Source organism: Microcella alkaliphila, assembly GCF_002355395.1.
Lineage (GTDB): Bacteria > Actinomycetota > Actinomycetes > Actinomycetales > Microbacteriaceae > Microcella > Microcella alkaliphila_A.
Genome location: NZ_AP017315.1, coordinates 1,219,702 through 1,244,694, shown reverse-complemented (window position 1 = coordinate 1,244,694; position 24,993 = coordinate 1,219,702). Strand labels below are relative to the sequence as shown.

General features: G+C 68.9%; 32 protein-coding genes and 1 pseudogene. 15 read left to right on the top strand and 18 right to left on the bottom strand.

What is annotated here, in order from left to right:
- Nucleotides 1-44: 44 nt before the first annotated feature.
- Genes CPY97_RS06120 through CPY97_RS06110 form a run of 3 tightly spaced genes read left to right on the top strand, consistent with a single transcriptional unit; the run spans nt 45 to nt 2,039 of the window.
- Entirely contained in the window at nt 45-941 is an 897-nt protein-coding gene (locus CPY97_RS06120) for an ABC transporter ATP-binding protein (RefSeq protein WP_096421230.1), read from the top strand.
- On the top strand, nt 938-1,780 hold the full coding sequence (locus CPY97_RS06115) for an ABC transporter permease (RefSeq protein WP_197702262.1): 843 nt from the start codon (nt 938-940) through the stop codon (nt 1,778-1,780). Before CPY97_RS06120 ends, CPY97_RS06115 begins: the two co-directional genes overlap by 4 nt.
- Nucleotides 1,773-2,039 (top strand): helix-turn-helix transcriptional regulator, encoded by a 267-nt coding sequence (locus CPY97_RS06110; protein WP_231924064.1) that lies wholly within the window; start codon nt 1,773-1,775, stop codon nt 2,037-2,039. The genes CPY97_RS06115 and CPY97_RS06110 overlap by 8 nt, the downstream gene beginning before the upstream one ends.
- A gap of 93 nt (nt 2,040-2,132) precedes the next feature.
- On the opposite strand, the pseudogene CPY97_RS13695 reads toward CPY97_RS06110, so the two are convergent.
- Nucleotides 2,133-2,270: pseudogene (locus tag CPY97_RS13695) on the bottom strand (23S rRNA (adenine(2503)-C(2))-methyltransferase RlmN); the annotation flags it as partial.
- A 46-nt stretch (nt 2,271-2,316) separates the two neighbouring features.
- A complete protein-coding gene (locus CPY97_RS06100; protein ID WP_231924063.1) occupies nt 2,317-2,811 on the bottom strand; it encodes a CinA family protein in 495 nt (164 codons plus the stop codon).
- A 116-nt stretch (nt 2,812-2,927) separates the two neighbouring features.
- Here CPY97_RS06100 and CPY97_RS06095 point away from each other — a divergent pair, with 116 nt between their 5' ends.
- The 3 genes from CPY97_RS06095 (at nt 2,928) to CPY97_RS06085 (ending at nt 5,355) form a co-directional block, all read left to right on the top strand.
- Nucleotides 2,928-4,799, top strand: a complete 1,872-nt coding sequence (locus tag CPY97_RS06095) for a DEAD/DEAH box helicase (RefSeq protein ID WP_096421229.1) — start codon at nt 2,928-2,930, stop codon at nt 4,797-4,799.
- A gap of 116 nt (nt 4,800-4,915) precedes the next feature.
- The gene (locus tag CPY97_RS06090) at nt 4,916-5,143 is read left to right on the top strand and encodes a hypothetical protein (protein ID WP_096421228.1); all 228 of its coding nucleotides are present in this window, start codon (nt 4,916-4,918) and stop codon (nt 5,141-5,143) included.
- Nucleotides 5,140-5,355 carry a hypothetical protein gene (locus CPY97_RS06085; protein WP_096421227.1) on the top strand — a complete coding sequence of 72 codons (216 nt, stop codon included), beginning with the start codon at nt 5,140-5,142 and terminating at the stop codon, nt 5,353-5,355. The genes CPY97_RS06090 and CPY97_RS06085 overlap by 4 nt, the downstream gene beginning before the upstream one ends.
- Here CPY97_RS06085 and CPY97_RS06080 read toward each other — a convergent pair.
- Both CPY97_RS06080 and argG read right to left on the bottom strand, forming a co-directional pair.
- Entirely contained in the window at nt 5,352-5,834 is a 483-nt protein-coding gene (locus tag CPY97_RS06080; RefSeq protein ID WP_231924062.1) for a GAF domain-containing protein, read from the bottom strand. The genes CPY97_RS06085 and CPY97_RS06080 overlap by 4 nt on opposite strands.
- Before the next feature lie 31 nt (nt 5,835-5,865).
- A complete protein-coding gene (argG, locus tag CPY97_RS06075) occupies nt 5,866-7,293 on the bottom strand; it encodes an argininosuccinate synthase (RefSeq protein ID WP_096421226.1) in 1,428 nt (475 codons plus the stop codon).
- 164 nt (nt 7,294-7,457) lie between these two features.
- Here argG and CPY97_RS13585 point away from each other — a divergent pair, with 164 nt between their 5' ends.
- Nucleotides 7,458-7,763, top strand: a complete 306-nt coding sequence (locus CPY97_RS13585; protein WP_161494090.1) for an ATP-dependent DNA ligase — start codon at nt 7,458-7,460, stop codon at nt 7,761-7,763.
- A complete protein-coding gene (locus tag CPY97_RS06070; RefSeq protein WP_161494089.1) occupies nt 7,760-9,247 on the top strand; it encodes an FAD-dependent oxidoreductase in 1,488 nt (495 codons plus the stop codon). Before CPY97_RS13585 ends, CPY97_RS06070 begins: the two co-directional genes overlap by 4 nt.
- Here the strand turns inward: CPY97_RS06070 and CPY97_RS06065 are convergent.
- From CPY97_RS06065 to CPY97_RS06050, 4 genes are all read right to left on the bottom strand, one after another.
- Complete coding sequence (locus CPY97_RS06065) at nt 9,207-9,566, bottom strand: ATP-dependent DNA ligase (RefSeq protein WP_096421224.1); 360 nt, start codon at nt 9,564-9,566, stop codon at nt 9,207-9,209. The genes CPY97_RS06070 and CPY97_RS06065 overlap by 41 nt on opposite strands.
- A gap of 165 nt (nt 9,567-9,731) precedes the next feature.
- Entirely contained in the window at nt 9,732-10,862 is a 1,131-nt protein-coding gene (locus tag CPY97_RS06060) for an FAD-dependent oxidoreductase (RefSeq protein ID WP_161494088.1), read from the bottom strand.
- Nucleotides 10,855-11,517 (bottom strand): methyltransferase domain-containing protein, encoded by a 663-nt coding sequence (locus CPY97_RS06055; protein ID WP_231924061.1) that lies wholly within the window; start codon nt 11,515-11,517, stop codon nt 10,855-10,857. The genes CPY97_RS06060 and CPY97_RS06055 overlap by 8 nt, the downstream gene beginning before the upstream one ends.
- A 70-nt stretch (nt 11,518-11,587) precedes the next feature.
- Nucleotides 11,588-12,754 (bottom strand): type III polyketide synthase, encoded by a 1,167-nt coding sequence (locus CPY97_RS06050; RefSeq protein WP_096421222.1) that lies wholly within the window; start codon nt 12,752-12,754, stop codon nt 11,588-11,590.
- A gap of 175 nt (nt 12,755-12,929) precedes the next feature.
- Between CPY97_RS06050 and CPY97_RS06045 the strand changes: the two genes are divergently transcribed.
- Nucleotides 12,930-13,199: a Rho termination factor N-terminal domain-containing protein gene (locus tag CPY97_RS06045; protein WP_096421221.1), complete on the top strand. Its 270-nt coding sequence runs from the start codon at nt 12,930-12,932 to the stop codon at nt 13,197-13,199.
- 17 nt (nt 13,200-13,216) lie between these two features.
- On the opposite strand, the gene CPY97_RS06040 is transcribed toward CPY97_RS06045, so the two are convergent.
- From CPY97_RS06040 to CPY97_RS06030, 3 genes are all read right to left on the bottom strand, one after another.
- Nucleotides 13,217-14,242: a CNNM domain-containing protein gene (locus tag CPY97_RS06040; protein ID WP_096421220.1), complete on the bottom strand. Its 1,026-nt coding sequence runs from the start codon at nt 14,240-14,242 to the stop codon at nt 13,217-13,219.
- Nucleotides 14,239-15,678 (bottom strand): hemolysin family protein, encoded by a 1,440-nt coding sequence (locus CPY97_RS06035; RefSeq protein ID WP_096421219.1) that lies wholly within the window; start codon nt 15,676-15,678, stop codon nt 14,239-14,241. The genes CPY97_RS06040 and CPY97_RS06035 overlap by 4 nt, the downstream gene beginning before the upstream one ends.
- 231 nt (nt 15,679-15,909) lie before the next feature.
- Nucleotides 15,910-17,319: an NAD(P)/FAD-dependent oxidoreductase gene (locus CPY97_RS06030; RefSeq protein ID WP_096421218.1), complete on the bottom strand. Its 1,410-nt coding sequence runs from the start codon at nt 17,317-17,319 to the stop codon at nt 15,910-15,912.
- A gap of 46 nt (nt 17,320-17,365) precedes the next feature.
- Between CPY97_RS06030 and CPY97_RS06025 the strand changes: the two genes are divergently transcribed.
- Together CPY97_RS06025 and CPY97_RS06020 are read left to right on the top strand one after the other, a co-directional pair.
- Nucleotides 17,366-17,767 carry a DUF1304 family protein gene (locus CPY97_RS06025; RefSeq protein ID WP_096421217.1) on the top strand — a complete coding sequence of 134 codons (402 nt, stop codon included), beginning with the start codon at nt 17,366-17,368 and terminating at the stop codon, nt 17,765-17,767.
- Nucleotides 17,767-18,492, top strand: coding sequence for an NAD(P)H-hydrate epimerase (locus CPY97_RS06020; RefSeq protein WP_231924060.1), 726 nt, complete (start codon nt 17,767-17,769; stop codon nt 18,490-18,492). The genes CPY97_RS06025 and CPY97_RS06020 overlap by 1 nt, the downstream gene beginning before the upstream one ends.
- On the opposite strand, the gene CPY97_RS06015 is transcribed toward CPY97_RS06020, so the two are convergent.
- From CPY97_RS06015 to CPY97_RS06000, 5 genes are read right to left on the bottom strand one after another with little or no spacing between them, the layout of a single operon-like run.
- Nucleotides 18,481-19,275: a transglutaminase-like domain-containing protein gene (locus CPY97_RS06015; protein WP_096421215.1), complete on the bottom strand. Its 795-nt coding sequence runs from the start codon at nt 19,273-19,275 to the stop codon at nt 18,481-18,483. The genes CPY97_RS06020 and CPY97_RS06015 overlap by 12 nt on opposite strands.
- Nucleotides 19,276-19,324: 49 nt before the next feature.
- Entirely contained in the window at nt 19,325-19,816 is a 492-nt protein-coding gene (locus CPY97_RS06010) for an SRPBCC family protein (protein WP_096421214.1), read from the bottom strand.
- Between the two features lie 14 nt (nt 19,817-19,830).
- Nucleotides 19,831-20,157 carry an ArsR/SmtB family transcription factor gene (locus CPY97_RS06005; RefSeq protein ID WP_419866117.1) on the bottom strand — a complete coding sequence of 109 codons (327 nt, stop codon included), beginning with the start codon at nt 20,155-20,157 and terminating at the stop codon, nt 19,831-19,833.
- 45 nt (nt 20,158-20,202) lie between these two features.
- Nucleotides 20,203-20,367 carry a hypothetical protein gene (locus CPY97_RS13435; RefSeq protein ID WP_161494087.1) on the bottom strand — a complete coding sequence of 55 codons (165 nt, stop codon included), beginning with the start codon at nt 20,365-20,367 and terminating at the stop codon, nt 20,203-20,205.
- Nucleotides 20,364-20,546: an SRPBCC family protein gene (locus CPY97_RS06000; protein WP_096421212.1), complete on the bottom strand. Its 183-nt coding sequence runs from the start codon at nt 20,544-20,546 to the stop codon at nt 20,364-20,366. Before CPY97_RS06000 ends, CPY97_RS13435 begins: the two co-directional genes overlap by 4 nt.
- 48 nt (nt 20,547-20,594) lie before the next feature.
- On the opposite strand from CPY97_RS06000, the gene CPY97_RS05995 reads away from it, so the two are divergent.
- From CPY97_RS05995 to msrB, 4 genes are all read left to right on the top strand, one after another.
- Nucleotides 20,595-20,888, top strand: a complete 294-nt coding sequence (locus CPY97_RS05995) for an SRPBCC domain-containing protein (RefSeq protein WP_150129210.1) — start codon at nt 20,595-20,597, stop codon at nt 20,886-20,888.
- Nucleotides 20,889-20,937: 49 nt separating this feature from the next.
- A complete protein-coding gene (locus CPY97_RS05990) occupies nt 20,938-21,510 on the top strand; it encodes a helix-turn-helix domain-containing protein (protein WP_096421210.1) in 573 nt (190 codons plus the stop codon).
- Nucleotides 21,507-22,100: a DUF6036 family nucleotidyltransferase gene (locus CPY97_RS13580; protein WP_197702261.1), complete on the top strand. Its 594-nt coding sequence runs from the start codon at nt 21,507-21,509 to the stop codon at nt 22,098-22,100. The genes CPY97_RS05990 and CPY97_RS13580 overlap by 4 nt, the downstream gene beginning before the upstream one ends.
- Nucleotides 22,101-22,163: 63 nt before the next feature.
- Nucleotides 22,164-22,547 (top strand): peptide-methionine (R)-S-oxide reductase, encoded by a 384-nt coding sequence (gene msrB, locus CPY97_RS05980; RefSeq protein ID WP_096421209.1) that lies wholly within the window; start codon nt 22,164-22,166, stop codon nt 22,545-22,547.
- Between the two features lie 13 nt (nt 22,548-22,560).
- Here the strand turns inward: msrB and gdhA are convergent, their stop codons facing one another.
- Both gdhA and CPY97_RS05970 read right to left on the bottom strand, forming a co-directional pair.
- On the bottom strand, nt 22,561-23,910 hold the full coding sequence (gene gdhA / locus CPY97_RS05975; protein WP_096421208.1) for an NADP-specific glutamate dehydrogenase: 1,350 nt from the start codon (nt 23,908-23,910) through the stop codon (nt 22,561-22,563).
- 448 nt (nt 23,911-24,358) lie between these two features.
- Nucleotides 24,359-24,775, bottom strand: a complete 417-nt coding sequence (locus CPY97_RS05970) for a DUF5997 family protein (RefSeq protein WP_096423422.1) — start codon at nt 24,773-24,775, stop codon at nt 24,359-24,361.
- Nucleotides 24,776-24,993: the final 218 nt, after the last annotated feature.

Sequence of the window (24,993 nt, the reverse complement as noted above, 5' to 3'; positions counted from 1 at the left end):
CTGCTACATTACGTCTCACGATAACAACACGTCAGGAGTCAGCCATGACACGAGACATCGTCGTCCGCGCCCGCGGTGTGGCCATGAGCTACGGCGCAAAACGCGTACTCGACAGCATCGATCTCGACATTCATCGGGGCGAGGTCATCGCGCTCCTGGGCGCCAACGGCGCAGGAAAGACCACGACGATTGAGATACTGGAGGGCGTCCGCTCGCCCACCGCGGGAACAGTAGAGGTGCTCGGAACCGACCCCGTTCGCGCCGGTGTTGAGCACCGAGCCCGAGTCGGAGTTGTCCTGCAGTCGTGGCGAGATCACGGGCGGTGGCGCGTGCGCGAGTTCCTGCACCACTTCTTCGTCCTGCATTCCCCATTTCGCAAACATGACAGCTGGGCGGTTGACGACCTGCTGGAACGGGTCGGTCTCACCGACAAGGCGCGGGCTCGCATCATGTCGCTTTCCGGCGGGCAGCGTCGCCGACTCGACGTGGCGGTGGGGCTGATGGGCAACCCGGAACTACTCTTCCTCGACGAACCCACGGCGGGTTTCGATCCACACGCGCGACGGGAATTCCACGAACTCATGCACGAGTTGGTGGACGCCCGCGCGACCACCATCCTGCTCACCACTCACGACCTCGCCGAGGCGGAGCGCCTCGCCGACCGCATCCTCATTCTGCATAACGGTCGCATCGCCGCGAACGGCAGCGCCGACGCCCTTGCCCGAGAAGTCGCGGGCACCACGGAAGTGCGGTGGACCGCCCGAGGTGAGCGTTTCGTGCACTCGACCGAATCGGCTACGAGGTTTGTGCGAGACCTACTCGCCCGCGACCCCGACGTCGACGACCTCGAGGTTCGCCGAACCACCCTGGAGGACACCTACCTGGCCATGGTTGCCCAGCACGAGGCGGCCGACGCCGAGACGAACGGAGAGCGAGCATGACAATCACGAGCGGCGCGGTTCGCGCGGGAGCGATGCGCGGGTGGGTGGAGTTTCGCAACAGCCTCCAGACGCCTACGGACGTCATCTACTACGTCATCGGCGCGGCAGGCTTCTCGGCCGCCGTGTGGTTTTTCCGCGACGACGTGATCCCCGAGCTCGGCATCTCCACGGCTGCCGTCATCTTTCCCAGCGTGCTCGCCCTCATGACCCTGTTTGTCGGCGCCTACGGACTCGCAACTCTCGTGTCAACCGAGCGTGAAGACGGCACCCTCTTGCGGCTCGCGATGCAGCCCGCAGGGACATTCACATACGCGTGGGGGCAAACCGTCCGCACCTTGCTCGAGTTGGCGTTCACATTCGGGATGTTCACGATCCTGGCCAGCATCCTCGTTCCCGACCTCTGGGCTCGCGGAATCGGAGGCGCGTCGATAGCCGTAGGCTTTCTCCTGCTCGGCGTCCTCGCGTGTCTGCCCCTCGGATTCGTCGTCGGGTCCCTGTTCAATAACCCGCGGTCGGTGGGTGGGTGGGGCTTCCTCGTGACGGGGGCGATCGTCGCCGCCTCGGGCGTCTTCCTCCCCCTGAGTGAGTTGCCGACGTGGGTGCAGATCGCCGGTCAAGTCCTCCCCCTGTACTGGCTTGGGCTCGGACTGCGCAGCGCCCTCCTCCCCGCGGATTTCGCGGTGGTCGAGCTCGGTGAGAGTTGGCGCACGCTGGAATCGATCGGGATGCTCGGGCTCTGGGCTGCCATCGGCCTCGTGCTTGCCCCGATTCTCCTGCAACGAGTGGCACGCAGAGAGTCGCTGGCAACGCGACGCGAGAAGGCGATGCAGCGTGTCTGAGAAGACGGCGACCGAGCGCACCGAGCAGGTGCACAACCGGATCGCCATGCTTCGCGTCGAGCGCGGCATCAGCCGACGACAGTTTTCCGAACAACTCGGGGTGCACTACCAAACGGTGGGGTACCTGGAACGGGGTGAGTACAGCCCAAGCCTGCACCTCGCGCTGCGTATCGCCGACTACTTCGATGTCCCGGTTGAGTTCATCTTTTCTCTGGAACCCTTTGCGCCCATCGGCCAGCAAGCCGCGCGGAGACCGTGACGGCTATGCGGTGACGCCAACCGGGCAAGGCGCGTACCGTCAGGGGAATGACGTCACCTGAGACGCCCTATACGACCGAGGTCGATCCGTCTCGAGATTCGCCCAGTGAACCGGCGGCTTGCCCCGCTTCGGGGAGGCGAACTGCAGCAGGGGGCGGCCCGCGGCGTCGAGCTTCTGCTGCCAGCCCTCGGTGGCGGGGCGCACCTGACGGGTCTCGCCGCTATTGCGGATGCAGCCGGAACGAGCTGTTACTCAAGAGTACGAGCCGCAGGCGGCCTCAGTGTGCGCGGAGGCGCGCCATGAGAGCCACAAGTGCTCGTTCGACAGCCTGGTCGACAATCTCCGACGGTGTGCCGGTGAACACGTGCGTCTGCGCCGTTCCGATGCCTCGCGCGTGCACACCGATGACAACCGTGCCCGCCGGTAGGCCCTCCGCTCCACCGGGACCGCCAACGCCGGTCACGGCGACTGCCGCATCAGCACCGAGGAGCCGCCGCACGCCCCACGCCATTTGGCGGGCGCAGGTTTCTGTGACCACGGGACCAACACCGACCCCCAGAGCTCGAAATTTTGACTCGGGGCGGTACGCCACCACACCCCCTGCGAACCAATCGCTCGCGTGGGGAGCCGCGCCCAACGTCGATGCGATTGCGCCGCTCGTGAGCGACTCAGCGCAGGCAATGACGAGCGAGTGGTCGCGCGCGAAACGCCCGATCTGGTCAGCGATTCGTGACGCGGAAGTGGGAGCGGGAACAGAGTCGGCAGAAATCACCCGCCGACGATATGAAGAGCCGCCGGCACCGTCACGGGGCTTGACGGTGGGTCGTTGACCCCGCTCGTTTTCGACGGGGTTCGGTGTCGCGACCGTTCCCGCGTACCGTTAGGGGTATGACGCCTCCAGAGACGCCCGATACGACCGAGGCCGATAACGCCGACACCCTCCCGAAGTTCTCCGAACTCGGCCTGAGCGACGCCGTCATGCGCGCACTGACCGACGTCGGCTACGAAACCCCCTCCGCCATCCAGGCGGCGACGATTCCGACGCTGCTCGGTGGGCGTGACGTCGTCGGGCTCGCCCAAACCGGCACCGGCAAGACGGCCGCGTTCGCGTTGCCGATCCTGTCGCGCCTCGACGTGTCGCAGCGCACACCGCAGGCGCTCGTGCTCGCCCCCACCCGCGAGCTCGCTCTGCAGGTCTGTGAGGCGTTCGAGCGCTACGCCGCACACCTTCCCGGCGTGAGCGTTCTGCCCGTCTACGGCGGGCAGGGCTACGGCGTGCAGCTGTCGGCGCTGCGCCGCGGCGTGCACGTCATCGTCGGCACGCCCGGCCGCATCATGGACCACCTCGACAAGGGCACCCTCGACCTGTCTGAGCTGAAATACCTCGTGCTCGACGAGGCGGACGAGATGCTGAAGATGGGATTCGCCGAGGACGTCGAGACGATCCTCGCCGACACGCCCGACGACAAGCAGGTCGCCCTGTTCTCGGCGACCATGCCCGCCTCTATTCGCCGGATCGCGCAGCAGCACCTCAATGATCCCGAGGAAATCAGCGTCAAGACCAAGACGACCACCTCGTCGACGATCACGCAGCGCTACCTCGTCGTGTCGTACCAGCAGAAGGTCGACGCCCTCACGCGCATCCTCGAGGTCGAGAACTTCGACGGCATGATCGTGTTCGTTCGCACCAAGAACGAAACCGAGACGCTGGCCGAGAAGCTGCGCGCCCGCGGATACTCCGCCCAGGCGATCAACGGCGACGTGCCGCAGGTGCAGCGCGAACGCACGGTCGAGCAGCTGAAGAACGCGAAGCTCGACATCCTCGTCGCTACCGACGTCGCCGCCCGCGGACTCGACGTCGAGCGCATCAGCCACGTCGTCAACTTCGACATCCCCGTCGACACCGAGAGCTACGTGCACCGCATCGGCCGCACGGGCCGCGCCGGCCGTACGGGCGACGCAATCAGCTTCGTCACTCCGCGCGAGCGCCGCCTCCTCGACGCGATCGAACGCGCCACCCGCCAGCCGCTCACACAGATGCACCTGCCGACGATCGATGACGTCAACGCCACGCGACTCACCCGTTTCGACGACGCCATCAGCGAGGCACTCAACAAAACCGAGCTCATTGACACCTTCCGCGGCATCATCGACCACTATGTCGAGCACCACGACGTGCCCGAGGCCGACGTCGCCGCCGCGCTCGCGGTCGTCGCGCAGGGCGGTACTCCCCTGCTGCTCACGGAGGACGACATCCGCCCGCCGAAGATGCCGCGCGACGATCGCTCGCGGGATGCCGGCGGCCGAGATGGCGGCCGGGATGCTCGCGGCGACTCAGAGCGCCCGCCGCGTCGCGAACGCCGTAACGGTCCGCCGCTCGCGCCGTACCGCATCGAGGTTGGCCGCCGTCACCGCGTTGAGCCGCGCCAGATCGTGGGCGCACTCGCCAACGAGGGTGGTCTCTCGCGCGACGACTTCGGCGCGATCGACATCAAGCTCGACTTCTCGATCGTCGAACTGCCCGCTGAGATGTCGACCGCCACGCTCAAGAAGCTCGCCGACACCCGCATCAGCGGGCGCCTCATCGAGTTGAAGAGCGACCGCGGCCCGCGCAAGAAGGACCGCGGCGGGTTCCGCGACCGCGATGACCGCGCAGGTCGCGCTGGCGACTCGCGCGCCAGCGACGCGCGCGGCAGCTTCTCCCGCGACGGTGACGACCGCCCGGCCCGCAAGCCCCGCCAGAAGCGCCGCGACGGCTAGCGGGCGCGCTAGCGCGCCGCGCCTCGCGCGTCAATCCCCTCCGACCCCGCATCACCGGGGTGTACGGTGCGGTTCACTGCTCGGCGATCCCGCTCGCAGTGACAAGGAGGCGTGACATGACGACCATCACCTGGAGCGTCGTACCGGGAGTCCCCCACCTCGCCCTCGTCGGCCGCAATGGCACCGAGGTCGTCGCGACGATCGAGACCGACGGAATACTGCGCTACCGACTGATCGCGGCGAACGGCAGGATGCTCGGGCGCTTCGAATCCATCGGCGAAGCCCAGGCGGCCCTGCACACGTTCGAGATCGAGCGCGAGATGCGCGAGGGGCAACTCACGTGAGCGGCCCTGCGATTGAAACGTGGTGGCCTGAGCTGTCGATCGGCGCGCGCCACGCGCTGAACGACGCGCTCGCCGAGGAGCGCAACCCGCACCTCCCCGAGTCGGTGCGTGCCGAGATCGAGTCGATCACCGGCAACACGCGCGATGCCGATGATGCGGTCAGTGACGACGAACGCGAGTTCATCGAAACGCAGCAAGAGCAGGTCGACTAGCGACGCCCGCTCGCGGCCCACACGGTCGAGAGGTGCGCGCCTGCGTCGTCGTCGCGCACCCGCTGCCAGTTTCGACCACCGCGCTGCAGGGTCTGCACGACGGCGGCGGGCCGCTCGTCATCGCCCAGCGGTGTCGACCGCCAATCGCACGGCCGCACATGCACAAGATCGACAGCGTGCGCCTCGGCCGAATCGTCGCGCGCGTACGGGCCCGCGAGGCGTCCGAGATAGACGTCGCCACGAGCATCCAGCGTGATGACGAACGCGCCGTCGGGCGCGGAGGCGAAGCGGTCGACCCGCCGCGCGAGGCGTTCTCGCTGGCCGGCGTCGCCGTTGTCGATGCGGTCGCCGATTCCGACGACGCCGATTGTGAGCGCGCGCCTCACCGCAGCGCCGTCATCGGGGATGCTCGCCGAGCGTGACCGCATGGGCGCCCGGTACACGGGCACTGCATCGCGCTCGGCCGAGGCCGCGCTCACCGTCGCCCGCCCCGCATCCGCTGGCTCTGCCTCAGTCGGTGCCGGAGTCGAACGCCGCACCCTCGCCGACCGCGTCCAGCGCGTCGAGGTCGGGTTCGTCTCCGGTACCGGCGGTGATGGCCTCCGCCTCGCCGGCGGTCATGCGTCCGACGAGCTCGGCGGTGGGGCCACCGATGAGTCCCTGGCCGGCGTACTGCTCCAGTCGGGCGCGCGAGTCGGCGATGTCGAGGTTGCGCATGGTGAGCTGGCCGATGCGGTCGGTGGGGCCGAAGGCGGCGTCGCCGACGCGTTCCATCGAGAGCTTCTCGGCGGCGTACGACAGGGTCGGGCCGGTCGTGTCGAGGATCGTGTAGTCGTCGCCGCGGCGCAGACGCAGGGTGACCTCGCCGGTCACAGCCGAGCCGACCCAGCGCTGAATCGACTCGCGCAACATCAGCGACTGCGGGTCGAGCCAGCGCCCCTCGTACATGAGTCGGCCAAGGCGCCGCCCCTCGGCGTGGTAGTTCGCGATGGTGTCTTCGTTGTGGATGCCGTTGAGCAGCCGCTCGTACGCGATGTGCAGCAGCGCCATGCCGGGGGCCTCGTAGATGCCGCGGCTCTTGGCCTCGATTATGCGGTTCTCGATCTGGTCGCTCATGCCGAGGCCGTGGCGGCCGCCGATCGCGTTCGCCTCGCGCACCAGGGCGACCGCATCACCGTACTCGACGCCGTTGATCGCCACGGGGCGTCCGGCGTCGAAGGCGATGCGCACATCCTCGGTCGCGATGTCGACGTTCTCGTCCCAGAAGCGCACGCCCATGATCGGCTCGACGGTCTCGAGCGAGACATCGAGGTGCTCGAGCGTCTTCGCCTCGTGCGTGGCGCCCCAGATGTTCGCGTCGGTCGAGTAGGCCTTCTCAGCCGAGTCGCGGTACGGGAAGCCGTGCGCGACGAGCCACTCGCTCATCTCTTTTCGCCCGCCGAGCTCGGTGACGAAGGCCTCATCGAGCCACGGCTTGTAGATGCGCAGGCGGGGGTTGGCGAGCAGGCCGTAGCGGTAGAACCGCTCGATGTCGTTGCCCTTGTAGGTCGAGCCGTCACCCCAGATCTCGACGCCGTCCTCCTTCATCGCCTGCACGAGCATGGTGCCGGTGACGGCGCGGCCGAGCGGCGTCGTGTTGAAGTAGGCCTTGCCGCCCGAGCGAATGTGGAACGCCCCGCACTGCAGCGCCACGAGGCCCTCCTCGACGAGCGCGGCCTTTGCATCCACGAGGCGGCTGATTTCGGCGCCGTATTCGGATGCTCGGCCCGGCACCGCGGCGATGTCCGGCTCGTCGTACTGGCCGAGGTCGCCCGTGTAGGTGCAGGGCACGGCGCCCTTGTCGCGCATCCACGCGACGGCGACGGAGGTGTCGAGACCTCCGGAGAAGGCGATGCCGACGCGTTCGCCGACGGGAAGGGACGTCAAGACCTTGGACACGAGGGTCGAGTCTATCGAGCGGAATCGCCTCTACCCGCCCCTCTGCCCGGTCGTCAATCCCTTTCTTCTGGGCGGCGACCCCTGCCAGGGTGGTCGCCCATGGCCTCCACCCCCATTCACGACCTCTCCGCCCCGCAGCCTCCCCTCGTTACTGGTGGCGTCTGATGGGCCGCTTCGTCTACGGCGGTTCAGACTCGAGCGCGTTCACGATCGACGACCGCACGCTCGCTCATCTCGAGCTGGCGATCGGCACGAAGTTTCGCCGCGGTGAGGCGTTCCTTCTGACGTTGCGCGGGCGCGAGCTGCCGGCAGGGAAGGGCTACCGCGAGTTTTGGATGCACCCGGCCGTGTGGATGCACTTTCACATCGACCGCCCGGAGGCTGCACGCCCGCTGAACCCGGCGTGGGTCGCGGCGATGGTGGCCGCCGCGTCGACGGACCGCGGCCTCAGCCTGGTGCGCGAACCGTGACGGCGCTCGGCCCACCGGTGTCGCTCTGGCAGACGACATCGGCGTCGTTTGTCGCGGCCCGCGAGCCCCTGCCCGACCGCGCCGAAGTGGCCGTCGTCGGCGGTGGCCTGGCCGGCGTTGCGACCGCCCTCCTGCTCGCCCGTGCGGGTGTCGATGTCGTACTGCTCGAGGCGGACCGCATCGGCAGCCGCACTACGGGAAACACGACGGCAAAGGTGAGCGCGCTGCAGGGCTCGGTCTACGGCGCGATCCGTCGGCACAATGGCGACGACGCGGTGCGCGACTACGCCGCCGCCACCCTGGATGCTCGTGCCTGGCTTCTCGACGAACTGTCCGGTGCCGCCGAGGGCACGCTCGAGGAGCGCCCCGCCGTGAGTTACGCGACGACGGACGAGGGCATCGACGCACTGACGGAGGAGGCCGACGCGCTCGCGGTCGCGGGCATCACGGCCGAGTGGTGCACTCCCGGCTCCATCGAGCTGCCCGTCGAGGTGCGCGGTGCGCTGCGACTCGACGGGCAGCACCAGATTCACCCTCTTGGCGCACTGCACGCCATGGCCCGACGAGCCCAGGCAGCCGGCGCCGTGCTGGTCGAGAAGGCTCGCGTCCGCGATGTGACGACGGCGCGTGACGGCGTGATGCTGCACCTCGACGATCGTGAGTTGCGCGCCGACCGTGTGGTTCTGGCGACCGGGCTGCCGATCCTTGACCGAGGACTGTTCTTCACCCACCTGGTTCCGACTCGGCAGTATGTGGGCGCCTTCCGTGTGCCGGGCGGCGCACCGGAGATGCCGATGAGCCTGTCGGTTGACCCGGTCGAGCGCTCCCTACGGGATGCGCGGGGCTCCGACGGCGCGCGACTGGTCGTGGTCGGCGGCAACAGTTTCACGACGGGTCGGGACGAGGACACACAGCACCGCCTTACCGACCTGGTCGACTGGGCCGGCGCACACTTTCCGGGCGCGAAAATGCAGACCTGGTGGGCCGCGCAGGATTATCAGCCCGAGCATCACGTGCCGTTCGCGGGGCTCGTTCCCCGCACCTCGGACCGTGTCTTCGCCGCGACCGGCTTCGCCAAGTGGGGCATGACCGGCGCGATGCTGGCCGCACGCATCATCGCTGCCGAACTGACGACAACGTCAATGCCCTGGGCGCAGACGTTCCACGGGCGGCGCGGTTCGGTACGCACGCTGGCCGCGATCGCCGGGGCGAACGCCGCAGTCGCGAAGGAGATGATGTCTGGCTGGGCGCGCCCGACCCCGACCGCGGACTCCGCTCCTCCGGTCGAACGCGATGGATTGGTGCCGGTGGCACCCGCCGCCGACACCGGTTGCTCCCTGCGCACGGTGTGCACGCACCTCGGCGGAGTGTTGCGCTGGAACACCGCCGAGGGGTCGTGGGATTGCCCGCTCCACGGTTCGCGCTTCGATGCGGACGGCCGCGTTATCGAGGGACCAGCGACTCGCGACCTCGCCCGCGAGTAGCGGGGGCATCGGAGCGCGTGTCCTCGGGCTCCGGCACGAGTCGCAGGCCCATCGGACCGCTCGCCTCACGAATGAGTTCCTCGATCCACGCTCGGTTGAGACGCGGCTCGCGGCTGCCGTAAAAGTGGAACTGCATGGGCACAGCGGGGTGTACCCAGAAGCTCCGTCGACCGCTGCCTTCCGCGGGCGGCAGGTCGAACTCGAACATGAAGGGCTCGGAGCGCCTGAGCTTGGTCACCATGACCATGCGCAGGTGCGCCAGCACGCGGTCGTCGATGTCGACCGTTGCCGGAGGTACTCCGTAGATGAACTTACCCATGGCGAGAATCTACCCCCGTTCGGGGGTAGACACGAGGGTGCGCGGGAGCGAAAGTTTTCGGCCCGCTCGGGGCGCGGGTGGATGATCGCGCGCGATGGCACGACAGACCCCGAGCCGTCAACCCCCTGCCGCGCATTCTCCGCACGACAGACAATGCGGGGCCCGTCAGGGCCGGCGCACCACCACGAGTCGATACACGGCACGTCGCATGCTGCTGAGCGCCAGCACCCGCACCGCGAGAGCTCGCGCACGGTCGCGACTGCTGGTCGGGTCACCGAGACGCATGAAGAAGGATGCTCGTCGCTGCGCCCTGCGCGCCATCCGGTCGACGGCGCGCTCGTAACGCCGCAGCCGCGGCGGCTCGTCGCGCTGGCTGGACGCCAACTCGTCGGCCAAGACGCGCGCGGCCGCCCAGCCGATCGTGAGCCCCTGCCCGCCGATGGGGCTCACCGTCATGGCTGCGTCCCCTGCGAGGATGACGCGCCCGTGCACGAGCGCGCGCCGTCGCCTGCTCTGGGCGGCAAACACCGATACGGGGGCGTGGATGCGGCCGACCGGGCGTCCGGTGCGATCGTGGACGAGCATCCCGAAGCTGTCTGCGTCGAGCGGAGCGTCGGTGCCGCGCCAGGCGACCCAGCGCCGGCGGCCGCTCGGCAGCGGGAAGGACTCAACGATGCCCTCGGGTGACGCGATCAGCGCGACGGAGCCGGGCGCATCGTCGGGGCTGGCGTCGCCTTCCGCCATGGCGTACCAGCGTCTCGGCCCGACGGGTCGAGCGGGTCCAGCGATGCGCTCGCTCAGCGCGCCGTTGGTGCCGTCGACGAGCACCACCGTCGTGGCCGTCACGGGGAACGTATCGGCGCCGGTCGTCGCGGTGAGGGTCACGTGAGACCCCTGATCGGTCACGGCGGTCACCGTGACGCCGCGCTGCAGCGCACCGGGGGCGAGGGCGTGCAGGCGCTGCTCGAGCAGCTCCTCCACGCGGTTTTGGCCCAGCACGACGGGGCCGGGGAAGTCGCGCGGGTCGAACGTGACCGCCGCCCGGCGACCGTCGATGCCGATGAACGCGCCGTCCGTCAGTGCGAGCGCCTCCGCGCGCACGGCGTCGCCGACCCCAACCGCGTCGAGCGCGTCGAGGGCGGCGGGATGGATGCCGAACGCGCGTGGGCGGTCGGCGATCGTGTCACGGCGCTCGAGCACCCGCACCGTGAGGCCGCGGTCGGCGAGCAGGCACGCGAGCAGGATGCCGTTGCCGCCGCCGCCCACGATGGCGACGTCGACGGTGCGCTCACTCATGGGGCCGCTCATGGCGAATGAGGAGCCGCCAGGGCACCCGATAGTGGCGGACGCTCCAGCCGGGCGGAAGCGCGTGGCGCAATTCGCGGGGCGTGTGCGATCGACGGATGCTGATCAGCCCGTCGACGTGCAGGAACGATCCGCGGAACAGGGTGGGGTACAGAACCCGCATGCCGAGGTCGTAGCCGACGTAGCCGAGCCTGCTGCGCGCAAGGTCGTGATGGACGGCGACGCCGCCGGGGGCGAGCAGCGCTTCCGAGTCGGCGAAGAGCATCCCGAGCTCGCGGGCGTCGAGGTGGTGCACGACGTGGTTCGACAGCACCACGTCGAACCGTTCCCCCGCCGCCAGAAGGTCGGCCGTGGTCGCCTCCCGCAGGTCGAGGCCCGGCGGCAGCGCCTGAGTGCGCGCCCACCCGATCGCACGCGGGTCGGGGTCGATCGCGACGACCTCCAGGGCGATGCCCGCTCGGGCCGCCCTGTCGAGCAGCGCCCGTGGCAGGTCCGCTCCGCCGGTGCCGATGTCGAGCACGCGCACTACGCGTCCCGCGGCGCCTCGCCCACGCGCCGCAATCTCGTCGGCGAAGATGCCGTCGATGTCGCTCACGGCGGCGTTCACGGTCGCGAAGTGGCCGTACGTGAGATGGAGCGCGTCCACGTCGCAATTCGGGTCGTCCATCAGTTCACGAGCATCCGCCGCTCGGTGTCGCAGGTCGATCACGGCGGGGCTATCCCGTGACGACGGTCATGAGCGTCGACTCGACGGTGAGGCCGGGGCCGAACGCGAGCGCGATCAGGCGATCGCCGGGCTCGGCGTATGCCTCGAGGTTGCGTTGCATGACGACCATGACGGTGGCGCTCGACACGTTTCCGATGGTGCGCAGCACGTCGCGCGACGGGGCCACCTGCTGCGGTTCGAGGCCGAGGCTTTCCTCGACCTTGTCGACGATGCTTCGCCCACCGGGATGCACGGCCCAGCGCGCGACCGCTCGCCCGAGTCCGTCCTCGGCGAGAGCGCTGGCAAGCTCGGGAACAGGGGACACGAGCGGCTGCAAGGCTGCCGATATGTGCTCGCCGATGATCTGCGGCACGGCGGTCGACAAGACCATGTCGAAGCCCTCGTCACCGATGGTCCACGCCATGTCGCTCTCGCCGACGGGCGTCACGGCCGTCTCGGAGCGATCGACTCGCAGGCCACGCTCGCCCGCGCCGAGCGGGCGGCGACTCACGATGCCGGCGACTCCCGCGTCGCCGAAGAGCGAGTTCGCGACGATCAGGTCGGGGTCGTCACTCGCGTGCAGGTGTAGCGTGCACAGCTCGACGCTGACGACGAGCACGACGGCATCGGGGTCAGCGGCGCAGAACTGTGCCGCCATGCGCAGGGCCGGGAGCGCGGCGTAGCAGCCCATGAATCCCAGGTGGTATCGCTGTAACGCTGGGTCGAGGCCGAGATCGCGCGCGATGAGGTATTCGGGGCCCGGGGCGAAGAAGCCTGTGCACGAGACGGTGATCACGTGCGTGACGTCGGCCGCTTCAATGCCGTCAGCGGCATGTATCGCGCGCCGAGCGGCCTCCACGAACATCGGCCCGGCCGCGGCGATGTAGTGGTCGTTGCGCGCCTTGGTGCCCGGGGCGTGCAACGCCCCCGTCGCCTCGTCGATGTAGGCGGGGGCGGCCCCCCGCGCGTCAGCGTTGTTGTCGCCGAAGTCGGTGATGACGGTGTGCCGGGTGTCGATGCCCGACGAGTCGAATGCCGTGGCGACGAGGCGTTGCCCCAGCCGGCTAAGCCCCTCTTGGCGGGCGAAGATGTCACGCACCCGACCTTGCTCGATGACGGTGTCGGGCAGCACCGTGCTGATGGCGCGCAGAACGGCGGCGGGGTGGTGGGCATTCATGACGAAATGCTGTCAGACGGCAGCGCTGCTCGGGGCCGTTTGCCAGCCCTCGCCCAGTCCCCGTACGGTTTCCTGGCCTGTCGCGGTGAGTGTGCTGTGCGCCCGATGCGCAGGGATGCCGTCGGCGTCGGCGTCCGGGCACGCTGGGGGCATAAACGGATGAGGGAGGCGCACGATGCCGAAAAACGATGACAACCCCAGCGTGAAGGACGAGGAGCTCTACGAGAGCCTTCGCGACGACGGAGCGTCCAAGGAGAAGGCGGCGCGCATCGCGAACGCCGCCGCTCGCGACGGACGCGACGCGGTGGGCGCGCGCGGGGGCTCCAGCGGTTCGTACGACGATTGGACGGTCGACGAACTGCGCGACCGAGCGAAAGAGCTCGGCATCACCGGCTACAGCGACCTGCGCAAAGACGAGCTCATCGAGACGCTGCGGTCACACTAGACCGCGCGGCACCCGCCTCAGCGCACTCCCGCCGTTGCCACGACCGGCGGAAGCACGTGACGCAGGACGTCAGCGAGCGTGACCACGCCGACCATCTCGGTGCCGCGCATGATGATCGCCAGCTGAACACTGTCGGCCTGCATCATCGTCAGCGCCTCGTGCACGAGCGTGCCCGCCTCGATGCGGTAGGCAGGTCGCGCGAAGGTCGACGCGGGCTCCGTGGGGTCGGCGAGCAACGTATCCCTCACGTGCACGACGCCCGGCAGTCCGTCGTCGTCTCCGTCATCGATGAGGATGCGAAGGTGACCGGTGCGCCGCGCGGTCGCCTGCACGTCGGCAACGCTCGCATCCGCGGCCACGGTCGACGGCCGCGCCCCCGAGCCGATGAGTGTCTCGACGACCATCGTCTGCAGGTCGAGCACGCCCGAGATCTGACTGCGCACCTCCGGTTCGAGCACGCCGGCCTGCGCCGAGTGCTCGACGAGGTGGCGAATGGTGGCCGCGTCCTGCCCGCCGACCGCGGCACGGTCGACCGGCTCGACGCCGGTCGCGGCGACGAGCCGGTTGGCGATCGCGTTGATGGCCGTCAGCAGCGGTCGGAGCACGGTGACGAAGGCGCGCGACGGCAGGCCGATGACCTTCGCCGACAGCTCCGGGTGGGCAATGGCCCACGACTTTGGCGCCATCTCTCCCACGACGAGGTGCAAGAACGTGACCACGAGTAGCGCGAGCACGAACGCAATGGTGGTCGACAGCCACTCCGGCATCCACCCTGCAAATGCAGGCTCCAGGAGGGCTTCGACCCCGGGCTTGGTAATCGCACCGAGCGCGAAGGTGCAGGCCGTGATGCCGAGCTGAGCGACGGCGAGCATCATGGTCAGCTCGTTGACGCTGCGCAGCGCGGCGCGGGCAGAGCGGCTGGTGGCCGCCTCCTCTTCCAGGCGGTGGCGGCGGGCGCCGAGCAGCGCGAACTCGATAACGACGAAGAACGCCGACAGCACGATTAGGCCGATCGTGATCAGAAGGATCGTCAGGGCGCTCATCGTGCATCCCCCTCGATGGATGCGCGGTCCGCGTCATCGTCGTCGCTCGCCTCGTCGGCGGCCACGATGTCGACGGGGCCCGTCGCGGCGCGCTCGATGAGCCGCACGCGCAGCTCGCTCGGCACGTGCCGGTCGATCTCGAGCACCTCGATCTCGAGGTAGCGGCGAACCGGATCATCGTCGACGAAGTCGCCGCCTTCGATGGGCAGTTCGACCGTGATCACTTCACCGACGCCGGGGAGGTCGCCGCGGGCCGCAATCAACAGCCCCGCGATCGTCTCGTAGTCGCCGGCGGGGAGGTCGTGGCCGACGGCGCGTTCCACCTCGTCAACGTGAACGTCGCCGTCCATGCTCCACTCGTCGTCGGCGAGGCGCTCGACGACCTCGTCGAGCTCTGCGTCGTGCTCGTCGGTGATCTCACCGACGACCTCTTCGGCGAGATCTTCGAGCGTGAGCACGCCCGCGAATCCGCCGTACTCGTCGATGACGCAGGCGAGCTCGTTGCGGGTGCCGGTGAGCTGCGCAAGCGCGTCGGGAAGCCGCATGAGTGTCGGCACGACGAGCGCCTCGCGCATGAGCTCGGTGACGGGCCGGTCACCGGGAAGTGGGCTGCGTAGCACGTCGGCCAGCTGCACGACACCGATCGGCTCCTCGTCGTCGTTGACGACGGGGTAGCGCGTGTGACCCGTCGCCATGAGGGTGCGCACTTCGTCGATCGTCGCGGTCGGGCGAACGATGTCGACGTGCGCGCGCGGAATCATGGCGTGCTCGACGTCTTGGTTCGGGAAGTCGAGGATACGGTCGAGGATGATCGACAACCCTTCGGGCAGGTCGCCGCTCTCGCGCGAGTCGTCGATGATGTGCTCGAGGTCGGCAGCCGACGCGCTCGTGTCGAGGTCGTGCACTGGCTCGATGCGCAACAGGCGTAGGAAGGCGTTGGCCGACTTGTCGAAGATCGTGATCAGCCAGCCGAAGGCGGCCAAGTAGATCGTGGTCGAGCGCGCCAGGAAACGAGCGACCGGTTCGGGGTTGGCGATCGCAAGGTTCTTCGGAAACAGTTCGCCGAAGATCATTTGCACGACGGCCGCAACCACGAGCACGCCGACCGTGCCGACGGCGACCGAGACGCCGCTCGGCACGCCGACACCGCCGAGCAGCACGCCGAGCGATTCGCCCACGAGGGGCTCGGCCACGTAGCCGACGAGCAGGCCGGTCACGGTGATGCCGAGTTGGGCGCCCGACAGCATGAACGACGTGCGCTTCGTGACCTCGAGTGCCCGCTGTGCCGAGCGGTCGCCCGCCGCGGCGCGCGCCCCGAGCTTGACGCGGTCGACCGACATGTACGCGAATTCTTGCGCGACGAAGTAGCCGTTCGCGGCGATGATCAGCAGGATGGCGACAATGCCGACGATGAGAAGAATGACAGCCTCGGTCACGGGGTCACCCCCGTCGGGCGTCGATCAGTGCGGGTCAGATATGAGAAGCAACTATGTCCAGGGTCGTCTTGCGACGACCCTGAGTGCGTGGTGCGATCCACGAGTGGTCAATTCCTCCAGAGGAAAGAGTGGGTGGTGACGCAATCAGGATACGGGCATCGCTGAGAAATCGCTCGATTCGTCGCGGAGGCGACCACGCGCATCCGGGACGCTCGGGTCGGCGCCCGCCGCTCAGCGCCCGCTGATCACGTCGGCGATGCGCGCCACGCGCGAGGTGTGGGTGAGGCCGCGGAACTCTGACCGATCGGCGTAGCGGTACGCACCGTAGATGACCCGCGTGGCGACCCACCGCAGCGGCTCGGGCTCCCACCTTCGGGTGCGCTGGCCGACCCACGGCAGTCTCGTGATCGAGGTGTCGGCGCCGGTCACGAGGTCGGCGAGGGTGCGCCCGGCGAGGTTCGTGGCGGTGACGCCCGTGCCGACGTAGCCGCCGGCCGCCCCAAGCCCCGTTTCCGCGTCGTACTGCACGGTCGCCCGCCAATTGCGGGGCACGCCGAGCACGCCGCTCCAGGTGTGGGCGATGCCCACGTCTCCGATGACGGGGAACCACTCTCGCACGAGCGCCGACAGGCTCGACCACGTCGCTTCGTCGGTCAGCCCATCCGTGTCGAAGCGGCTCGCCCAGAGGTACGGCGTGCCGCGGCCACCGATCGCGATGCGGCCGTCGGGAGTGCGCTGCGCGTAGGCGTACACGTGCGAGAGGTCTTCGAGCGTTTCGAACCCATGCCAGCCGATCTCGCCCCACATGGCGTCGGTGAGCGGCTCGGTGATGATCATCGACGAGTTCAGCGGCAGCCAGTCGCGCTTCTTGCCGGGCAGCCGGGTCGTGAAGCCCTCGGTGGCCCGCAGCACGTGGCGGGCGCGCACGACGCCGTGCTCGGTGCGCGCGACCCCCTGCTCGATGTCGGTCACGCGCGTGCCCTCGTAGATGCGCACGCCTCGGCGGCGCACGGCGTCGGCGAGGCCCATCGCCAGCTTCGCGGGGTGGATACGCGCGCAGTGCGGCTGCCACAGCCCGCCACGCGTGTCGGCGACGTTGACCCGGGCGCGACTCTCGGCGGCGCTCAACTCGACGACGCCCTCCTCGGGCCACTTTTCGGCGTGGTCGACATATTTCGCGATGCGACGGCGCTGGGCCTCGTTGCGCGCGACGAGCAGGCTGCCACCTTTTGTCGCTTCAGCATCAATTCCTTCGCGCGCGCAGACGTCAAGCACCTCGTCGACGGTTGCGTTCAACTCGTGTTGAAATGCGCGCACGGCCTCGGCGCCATGCCTCGCTGCGTAGGCGTCGTGCCCGCCGGTGATCGTGTTCGTCAGCCACCCACCGTTGCGGCCCGACGCCCCGTATCCCACGCGGTGCTGCTCGAGCACAACGATCGACAGCGATGGGTCGCGCTCAGCGAGGTAGTAGGCGATCCACAGGCCGGTGTAGCCGGCACCGACGATGACGACGTCGGCCTCCGCGTCGACGGCCAGCGGCTCGCCGACGGGTACGGGGCCGAGGTCTGACATCCAGTACGAGATCTCGCCGTTGCGGGCGGGGGCGGGCGCGGGGGCGGCGCCGGATGCGCGTCGTGGCATACGCCTATTCTGCCGCTGGCGGCACCGGCTCGTTTACGCTGGCCGCATGCTCATCGCGGCGCTCGCACTACTGGGTTTCGGCGTGCTCTTTCACGGCGCGGCGTTCGTACTCGAGTCCCTTCTCTGGGGCCGCCCCGTCACGCGGCGGCTGTTTGGTGTGCGCGGCGACGATGCAGTCGCCGCCACACGCCTGCTCGCCGTCAATCAGGGCATCTACAACCTCGTGCTCGCCGCGATCACGACCACGGGGCTCGTGCTGTTGATCGGCGATGCCAGCTCGATCGTCGGGGCAACCCTCGCTCTCGCTGGGGGCGCGGCGATGACGGTCGCCGGGCTCACGCTGCTCGTCATCGCCCGCCGCGCCTGGCAGGCGGCGCTTGTGCAGGCCGCTCCCCCGGCTCTCGGATGCGCGCTGCTCATCACCTCCCTCGCCACCGCGGGCGTCTAGTGTCCGGGGTACTCGCGCCGCCCTTCCCGGCCCCCCTCATCGACTGGAGCGTCGCCGACGTCAGCGCCGCCGAGAGGTCGCTGCTCGCGGCGGGCGAACCGCTCATGCAGCGCGCCGCCGACGGGCTCGCCGAGGTGGTGCGCGCTGAACTCGCGTCCATGAGGAACGACGGCGGGTCGCGCGGCACTGCGCCGCGGGTGCTCGCGCTCGTCGGCGCCGGCAACAACGGCGGCGACGCGCTGTGGGCGTGCGCGCGCGTCGCGGCAGACGGCGTGCCGGTGGCGGTGTTGGCGACGGCGGCGAGCATCCATGAGGCGGGGCGGGATGCGGCGGTCGCCGCCGGCGCGCGCCTCATCGACGCGGCGCAGCTCGACGAGGCACTCGACAGCGTCGACGTGATCGTCGACGGCATTCTCGGCATCGGGTCTGCGGGCCGGGCGGCGCTGCGCGGTGACGCACGCGACGTGGTGCTCCGGGTGCGGGCGCACCCGCGATTCGGTGCCCTGCGGATCGTCGCGTGCGATCAGCCAAGCGGGGTCGACGCCGACAGCGGCGACGTACCCGACCCCGACGCGGTGCTGCCCGCCGCCGTCACGGTCACGTTCGGCGCGGTGAAGCGGGGGCTGTTGCGACCGCCGGCGAGCACGGTGGTCGGCGCGTTGCGCCTTGTCGACATTGGGCTGACGCGACCGGGCGGCAGGCTCCCGCACACGTCACGTGAGTGAGACCAGCTCGCGCACGTCGTCGCTCGGCAACTCGTCGGCGGTCGCCGAGACCGTGAGCTCGGTCAGGTCGACGAACGCGCCGTGGATGCTCAAGAACGCCGTGTCGGCGGCGTCGCGGCCGGTCGCGATGCGCACGAGCGATGAGCGCGGGGCGAGAGCCGTCGCATCCACGACCCGCCAGAGACCGTCGACGGCGATCTCGGCGACGGCGTGGAAGTCCATCGGGGTGAGGCCCGGAGCGTAGACCGAGACGAGTCGGGCGGGCACGTCGAGGGCGCGCATGAGCGCGACGACAAGGTGCGCGTAGTCGCGGCACACCCCCTTTCCGCTGAGCAGGGTGCGCACGGCGCCGTCGGTCGGCAGGCTCGAGCCCGGCACGTAGTCAAGGTGCATGCCGACCCACGAGCTGACGCCGGCGACCAGGTCGGTGCCGGTCAGCCCGGCGAATTCGCGCGCCGCGGTAGCGACGAGCTCGTCGGCCTCGCAGTAGCGGCTGGGGCGCAGGAACGTGATCTCGTCGAGCGGCGTTACCCGCTGCGGTTCGGCGCGGCCCGTCACGGTCGCCCGGTAGCCGATGCTGACTTCCCCCTCCCCCACATCGCACACGTGAATGCGGTTGCCGTGGGCGTCGCGCAGTTCGCTCACGACGATGGGCTCGCCGCCCTGCGTCACCGTGAGTTCGTCGTGGACGCCCTCAAGGGTCGAGTGAGTGACGACGGACAGCACGAGCCGTGCATCCCCGCTCGCGGAGAGTGTCATGTCGGCGGTGCAGGTTCGGCGCATCCCGCGATGATCGCAGATGCGGATGACCGCCGCGTGACGTGGTCAGCAACTACCCCTCGGCGAGCAGCGCGTCGATCTGCGCCATCGCCGACGACATGCCCTCGACCATGCCCATCTGAGCCAACTCATCAAGCGCCTCGAGGCTCGGAAACGTCGAGACGAGGGTCATGCGCGTTGTGCCCTCCCCCGCATCCTCCAACCGTGCCTCCGCGTGGGTGACGGGCATGTCGGGCACGGGATTCCCGTCGGCGTCGGCGAACCCGTCGTCGAATGCCAACCGGTGCGGTGCGTCAACGTCGGTCATGCGCCACCAGCCAGCCGAGGTCTCGCCGTCGGGCCCGGTCATGACGTAACGCATCTCGCCGCCCGGCTCGAGCTCGTGCCGCGTGAAGGTGGCCGGCCACTCCGGCGGACCCCACCACCGCTCGAGCTGGCGCGGGTCGGCCCACACCTGCCACACGCGCTCGACGGGCGCGGTGAATTCCGCGACGAACGTCAGGGTGAGCGCGTCACGGTCGATCGCGTGGTCACGCACGGTCATGGGCGGTCCTTCCGTCAGTCCTCAGCGAGGAGGGCGGTGATCTGGTCGGCCCGGTGCCGCCAGAGGGCTTCGTAGCTGTCGAGCACCGCCCGCGCGCGCTGCACGGCATCGCGGTCCGCCGTCACGATCTGTTCGCGGCCGCGCCGGCGCTTCGACACCAGGGATGCGCGCTCCAGCACCGAAACATGCTTTTGCACCGCGGCAAAGCTCATCTCGTAGCGCTCCGCGAGCGCCGACACGCTTTGTTCGCGGTGGATGACGCGGGCGACGATGTCGCGCCGCGTGCGATCGGCGAGCGCGCGGAACAGGGCGTCGACCTGATCGTCGGTGAGGGCATCCATTTGTACAACCATTTGGTTGTACGTTAGACCGTGCGAACGACCGCGTCAAGCCCCCGCGTCGTGCGCACCGAGAAGCGCGTCGATCTGTCCGATGCCCTCGACGTAGCCCTGCTCGGCTCCGTACTCCACCGCCTCGGCGAACGCCTCGTCGGTGTGGAACATCGAGCGCAGGGTCATGCGGCTGCCCTCGCCGATCTGCTCGAACGTCACCGTTGTGCGGTTGTCGGGTTCGGGGGTCTCGTCGCGGGGTAGGCGGGCGGACCCCACCACTTCTCGAGCAGGTCACGCTCGGCCCAGACCCGCCAGAGTTCGGCCACGGGGGCTGCGAACTCGGCGACGAAGGTCATGCTTCTCGTCGCGGCGTCGGCGTTCGAACTGGTCACGGTCATGGTGAGGTTCCCTCCCGCGCGGTGGGCCCCCAGAGTAGCCTCACCGACATGACCGACGTAAGCCCCTCCGGATTCCGTTCGGTCCGCGACATCGCGGCCACGCCCGAGCGCGTGTGGGAGGTGCTGACCACGCCCAGCGCCTTCGCCACGTGGTTCGGCACCGACGACGCGTCGATCGATCAACGCGACACGGTCATGTTCGAGCTCGCCGGCGCCGAGGCGAATGGATGCTCGCTGACGCTCTCGCAGACCGGCGGCGGCCTCGACGCCGACGGCTACGCGCAGGCGGCGGCCGGGTGGGCCGGATTCGTCGACGTGATCGAGCGACTCGCTGCCGGATAGGCGCGCTTCACGTCGCATGTTATCGTAATCGATAATACGGAGGTGCACCATGGCGGCAACGTCCTTCCTGCGTGGCGCCCGATCGTCACGCCGACTCACGCAAGACCACGTCGCACGCGTCGCGGGCACGTCGGTGCCCAACGTGTCGTCGATCGAAGCAGGTCGGCGCATCCCGCGCGTCGACACACTTGATCGTCTGCTGCGCGCAACGGGTTCACGCCTCGGGGTTCTGCCAACCACACGCGAGGGTGCACTCGAAGCGAGTATCGAGATTCGCGCCGCGATCGAGGGTAACGACGCCGACGCCGCGTTTCGCGCCTGGTTGACCTACTCCGACGCCTTGGCCGTCGAGTCGGCGGTCAATCGCGTCGTGTTGGCGGCCCATCCCCCACAGCCCACCGGCACCGACGTCTACGACGCGGCACTCGCAGCGGTGTCCGAGTTTCGACTTCAGGAGGTCGACGCTCCGATCCCCGATTGGGTGAACGATTCCCCGACATGCGACCCAGAGGTCGTTCTTGGCGATCTGGCAACGCTGCCTCGCGAGCTCCTTGGTGACACTCCTGCGGCATTCCTTATCCGCGGGCTCGTGATCGACCGCGCATCGTTGGACCCGGCATGACGACGCTAAACAGGGACGCGATCATTGATGGCTTGCGCGATGTCATCCGAGAATTGCACCGTCACGGAGAACCCGCAAGCATCCGCATCATCGGGGGCGCCGCGATCCTTCTGCGATACGACGCCGACCGGCGGGTGACCGTCGATATCGATGCCAGCATCCACACGAATGCCCACCTCGACGAGATCGTGGCCACCATCGCGGCACGCCGAGGGTGGCCCCGCGATTGGCTCAACAACGCCGCCCGCACGTTTATCCCGATCGCAGCTGAACCGTTGTGGGAACCACTGCATGATGATGGCGTCGTCAGCATCGACATTGCGACACCCGGCAGTCTTCTCGCCATGAAGCTTCGCGCGGCACGCCCCCAGCGCGACGGTGCCGACATAGCCCTCCTCATGAGGCTGCTCAATGTTTCGACGGTCGACGAGGCCGAGGCAGTCTTCGAGCACTACTTTCCGGGGGAACTGCCGCCCGACAAGGCGTATCCGCTCGTCGAATCGTTGCTCGCTCAAGGGCTTCCGCCGGCGCCCATCCCACCGGCGAACCCCCACTTCGGCGACACGCGACCGGGTGCGGCCGCCCGATAAGCGCACGGCGGATGCTCGCCCTCTTCGCGGCCGCATCTCACCTCGCGGACGTAGCGTGCAGCCATGACCGAAGGACGCATTCCGCGGCACGACCCGGCCGACTACCGGGCGACCGCCGATCAGCTGTCGCGCCTCACGCCGATGCAGCACAAGGTGACGCAGAACGACGGCACCGAGCCGCCGTTCCGCAACGAGTACCACGACAACAAGGCCGAGGGGCTCTACGTCGACGTGGTCTCGGGGCAGCCCCTGTTTTCGTCCCGGGACAAGTACGACTCGGGCACCGGATGGCCGAGCTTCACGCGTCCCATCCAGGAGGATGCCGTCACGACTCGCATCGACCGCGGGGGCCTTCGCTACCGCATGAACTCGGCGTCGCTGCGGTTCATCCCGGTGGCCGAGCTCGAGGCGGAAGGCTACGGAGAGTACCGCGCACTGTTCGCCTGAAGACGCGCGCCCCCTAGATCACGCCGAGAGCGAGCATCGCGTCGGCGACCTGCGTGACCCCCGCAATGTTTGCACCGGCAACATAGTCGTCGGGCACGCCGTAGGTGTCGGCCGTCTCGAGCACCCGGTCATGAATGCCCCGCATGATGTCGGCGAGTCGCTCCTCCGTGTAGTCGAAGCTCCACGAGTCGCGCGACGCATTCTGCTGCATCTCAAGCGCACTCGTCGCCACACCGCCAGCGTTGACCGCCTTGCCGGGCGCGAAAAGCACCCCGCCGGCGCGGAGCGCCGCGATGCCGCCGGGCGTGGTCGGCATGTTCGCCCCCTCGGCGACGATGCGCACGCCGGTGCGAATCAGCGCCGCCGCACCCCGTTCATCCAGCTCGTTCTGTGTCGCACAGGGCAGCGCGATGGCGCACGGAACATCCCAGATCTGCCCGCCTACGATGTGGCGAACCGCGCCGCCCTTCTCCGCGGCGTAGTCGGCGACACGGCCGCGGCGGCGCTCCTTGATCTCCGTGAGCAGCTCGAGGTCAATGCCCGCCTCATCGACGACGTATCCGCCGGAGTCAGAGCAGGCGACGACGGTTGCGCCCAACTGGTGCGCCTTCTCGATGGCGTAGCGGGCGACATTGCCCGACCCCGAGACGATGATGCGCTTTCCCTCGAGCGTCTCACCGTGACGCCGCAGCATCTCGTCGACGAAGAACACCGTGCCGTAGCCGGTCGCCTCGGTGCGCACGAGCGAGCCGCCCCAACCGATGCCCTTGCCCGTGAGCACGCCCGACTCGTAGCGGTTCGTCAGCCGCTTGTACTGGCCAAACAGGTAGCCGAGCTCGCGGCCGCCGACGCCGATGTCGCCCGCCGGAACGTCGGTGTACTCACCGATGTGGCGCGACAGCTCGGTCATGTATGACTGGCAGAAGCGCATGACCTCTGCGTCGCTCTTGCCCTTCGGGTCGAAGTCTGCGCCGCCCTTCCCGCCGCCGATCGGCATACCGGTGAGGGCGTTCTTGAAGGTCTGCTCGAAGCCTAAGAATTTGATGATGCTGAGATTCACCGACGGGTGAAACCGCAGGCCGCCCTTGTACGGGCCCAGCGTCGAGTTGAACTGAACCCGGAACCCGCGGTTCAGCCGCACCCCGCCGGCGTCATCGACCCACGGCACCCGAAAGATGATCTGCCGCTCGGGTTCAACGAGGCGCTGCACGATCGCACCGTCGGCATATTCGGGATGCTTGTCAACGACGGGCGCCAGGCTCTCGAACACTTCGGCGACGGCCTGCTGAAACTCGGGCTCGCCAGGGTTGCGCTCGACGACCTCGTCGTACACCGACACGAGCGCGGAGTGGAGAGTAGTCACAGGGCGACCTCCGATGGCGTGAAGAGACGAATGGCCCGCCGACAACGACGGACCACCCTCGAGCCTAGACCCGGGCAAGTTCGACGGGCGTCGCGGGGCGATCGCGGCCAGACTCGGCACCCGGTCGACGAGTTGGCGCGATTACCGCCGAGCGTTCGGCGCGCTGTCGGCCAATGCGACGACAGGTTCGGCGAGGTCGTGAACGTCAGGTAGGCACCGTTCGCCTCGTAGGCGACGCCGTAGTCCCAGTCGGGAGAGACGCGAAACCCGACGCACTGCAACAGCCAGCCCCGCTCGCGCCTGACCGCCTCGAGGTCGTCGAGCCATATTTCGACATGATGGATACCCGCCATGCTCTCGATGTTGGCCTCTCGCGACCGTGACCGGCAAGGGAATCGGGTGCCGAGGGGGCCACCGATCACCGATCGGCCTGGCACGGCCGGGTGCCCTACTCGGCGGCCGGGCGCTCCCCAACCGCCGTCCCCGGCTTCCGCCCGGTGCCCGGCGCGTGCTTCTCGCGCTCGTCGACCAGCCATTCGGGCATCTCGTCGATGATCGCGCGAATCTCGGCGGTCGTCAGCGAGTCGCTGACGCCAGCGCGGGCGAGCGCCGAGTTCGACACGCCCAGCCGTCGCGAGACCTCGTCGCGCGGGTGCGGGCCCTCGCGGCGCAGCGTCACCAGCCACTCGGGCGGGTTCTCCTGCAGCGCGTTCAGCTGGGTGCGCGTGATCGGGGTCGCCTGAAACTCCGCGGGCGTCGCCGGCAGGAAGAGGTTCAGCTTCTTCGCCGCCGTCGCCGGGCTCAGCAGCTGCTCCTTCTTCGGCTTCGGCTGCTGGCGGCGGTCCTCGCGCGGGGTCTCGGTCATGGTGACGAGCGTACGGGAGTCGAAAGGTGACGAGTGCGTCGGTGACGCCAGATGCAAGCCGAGTACCATCGCCTCACCATGACAAACGGCAGCACCCTCGACAGCGAACCGACTGACGTAGTCACTGTGGGCGACATACTTCGCGCCTGCGCTGCGGCACGCGACCTTGCGGATGATGCTGTGATGGATGCGGCCTGGGGCTGACGCCGGGCATTACG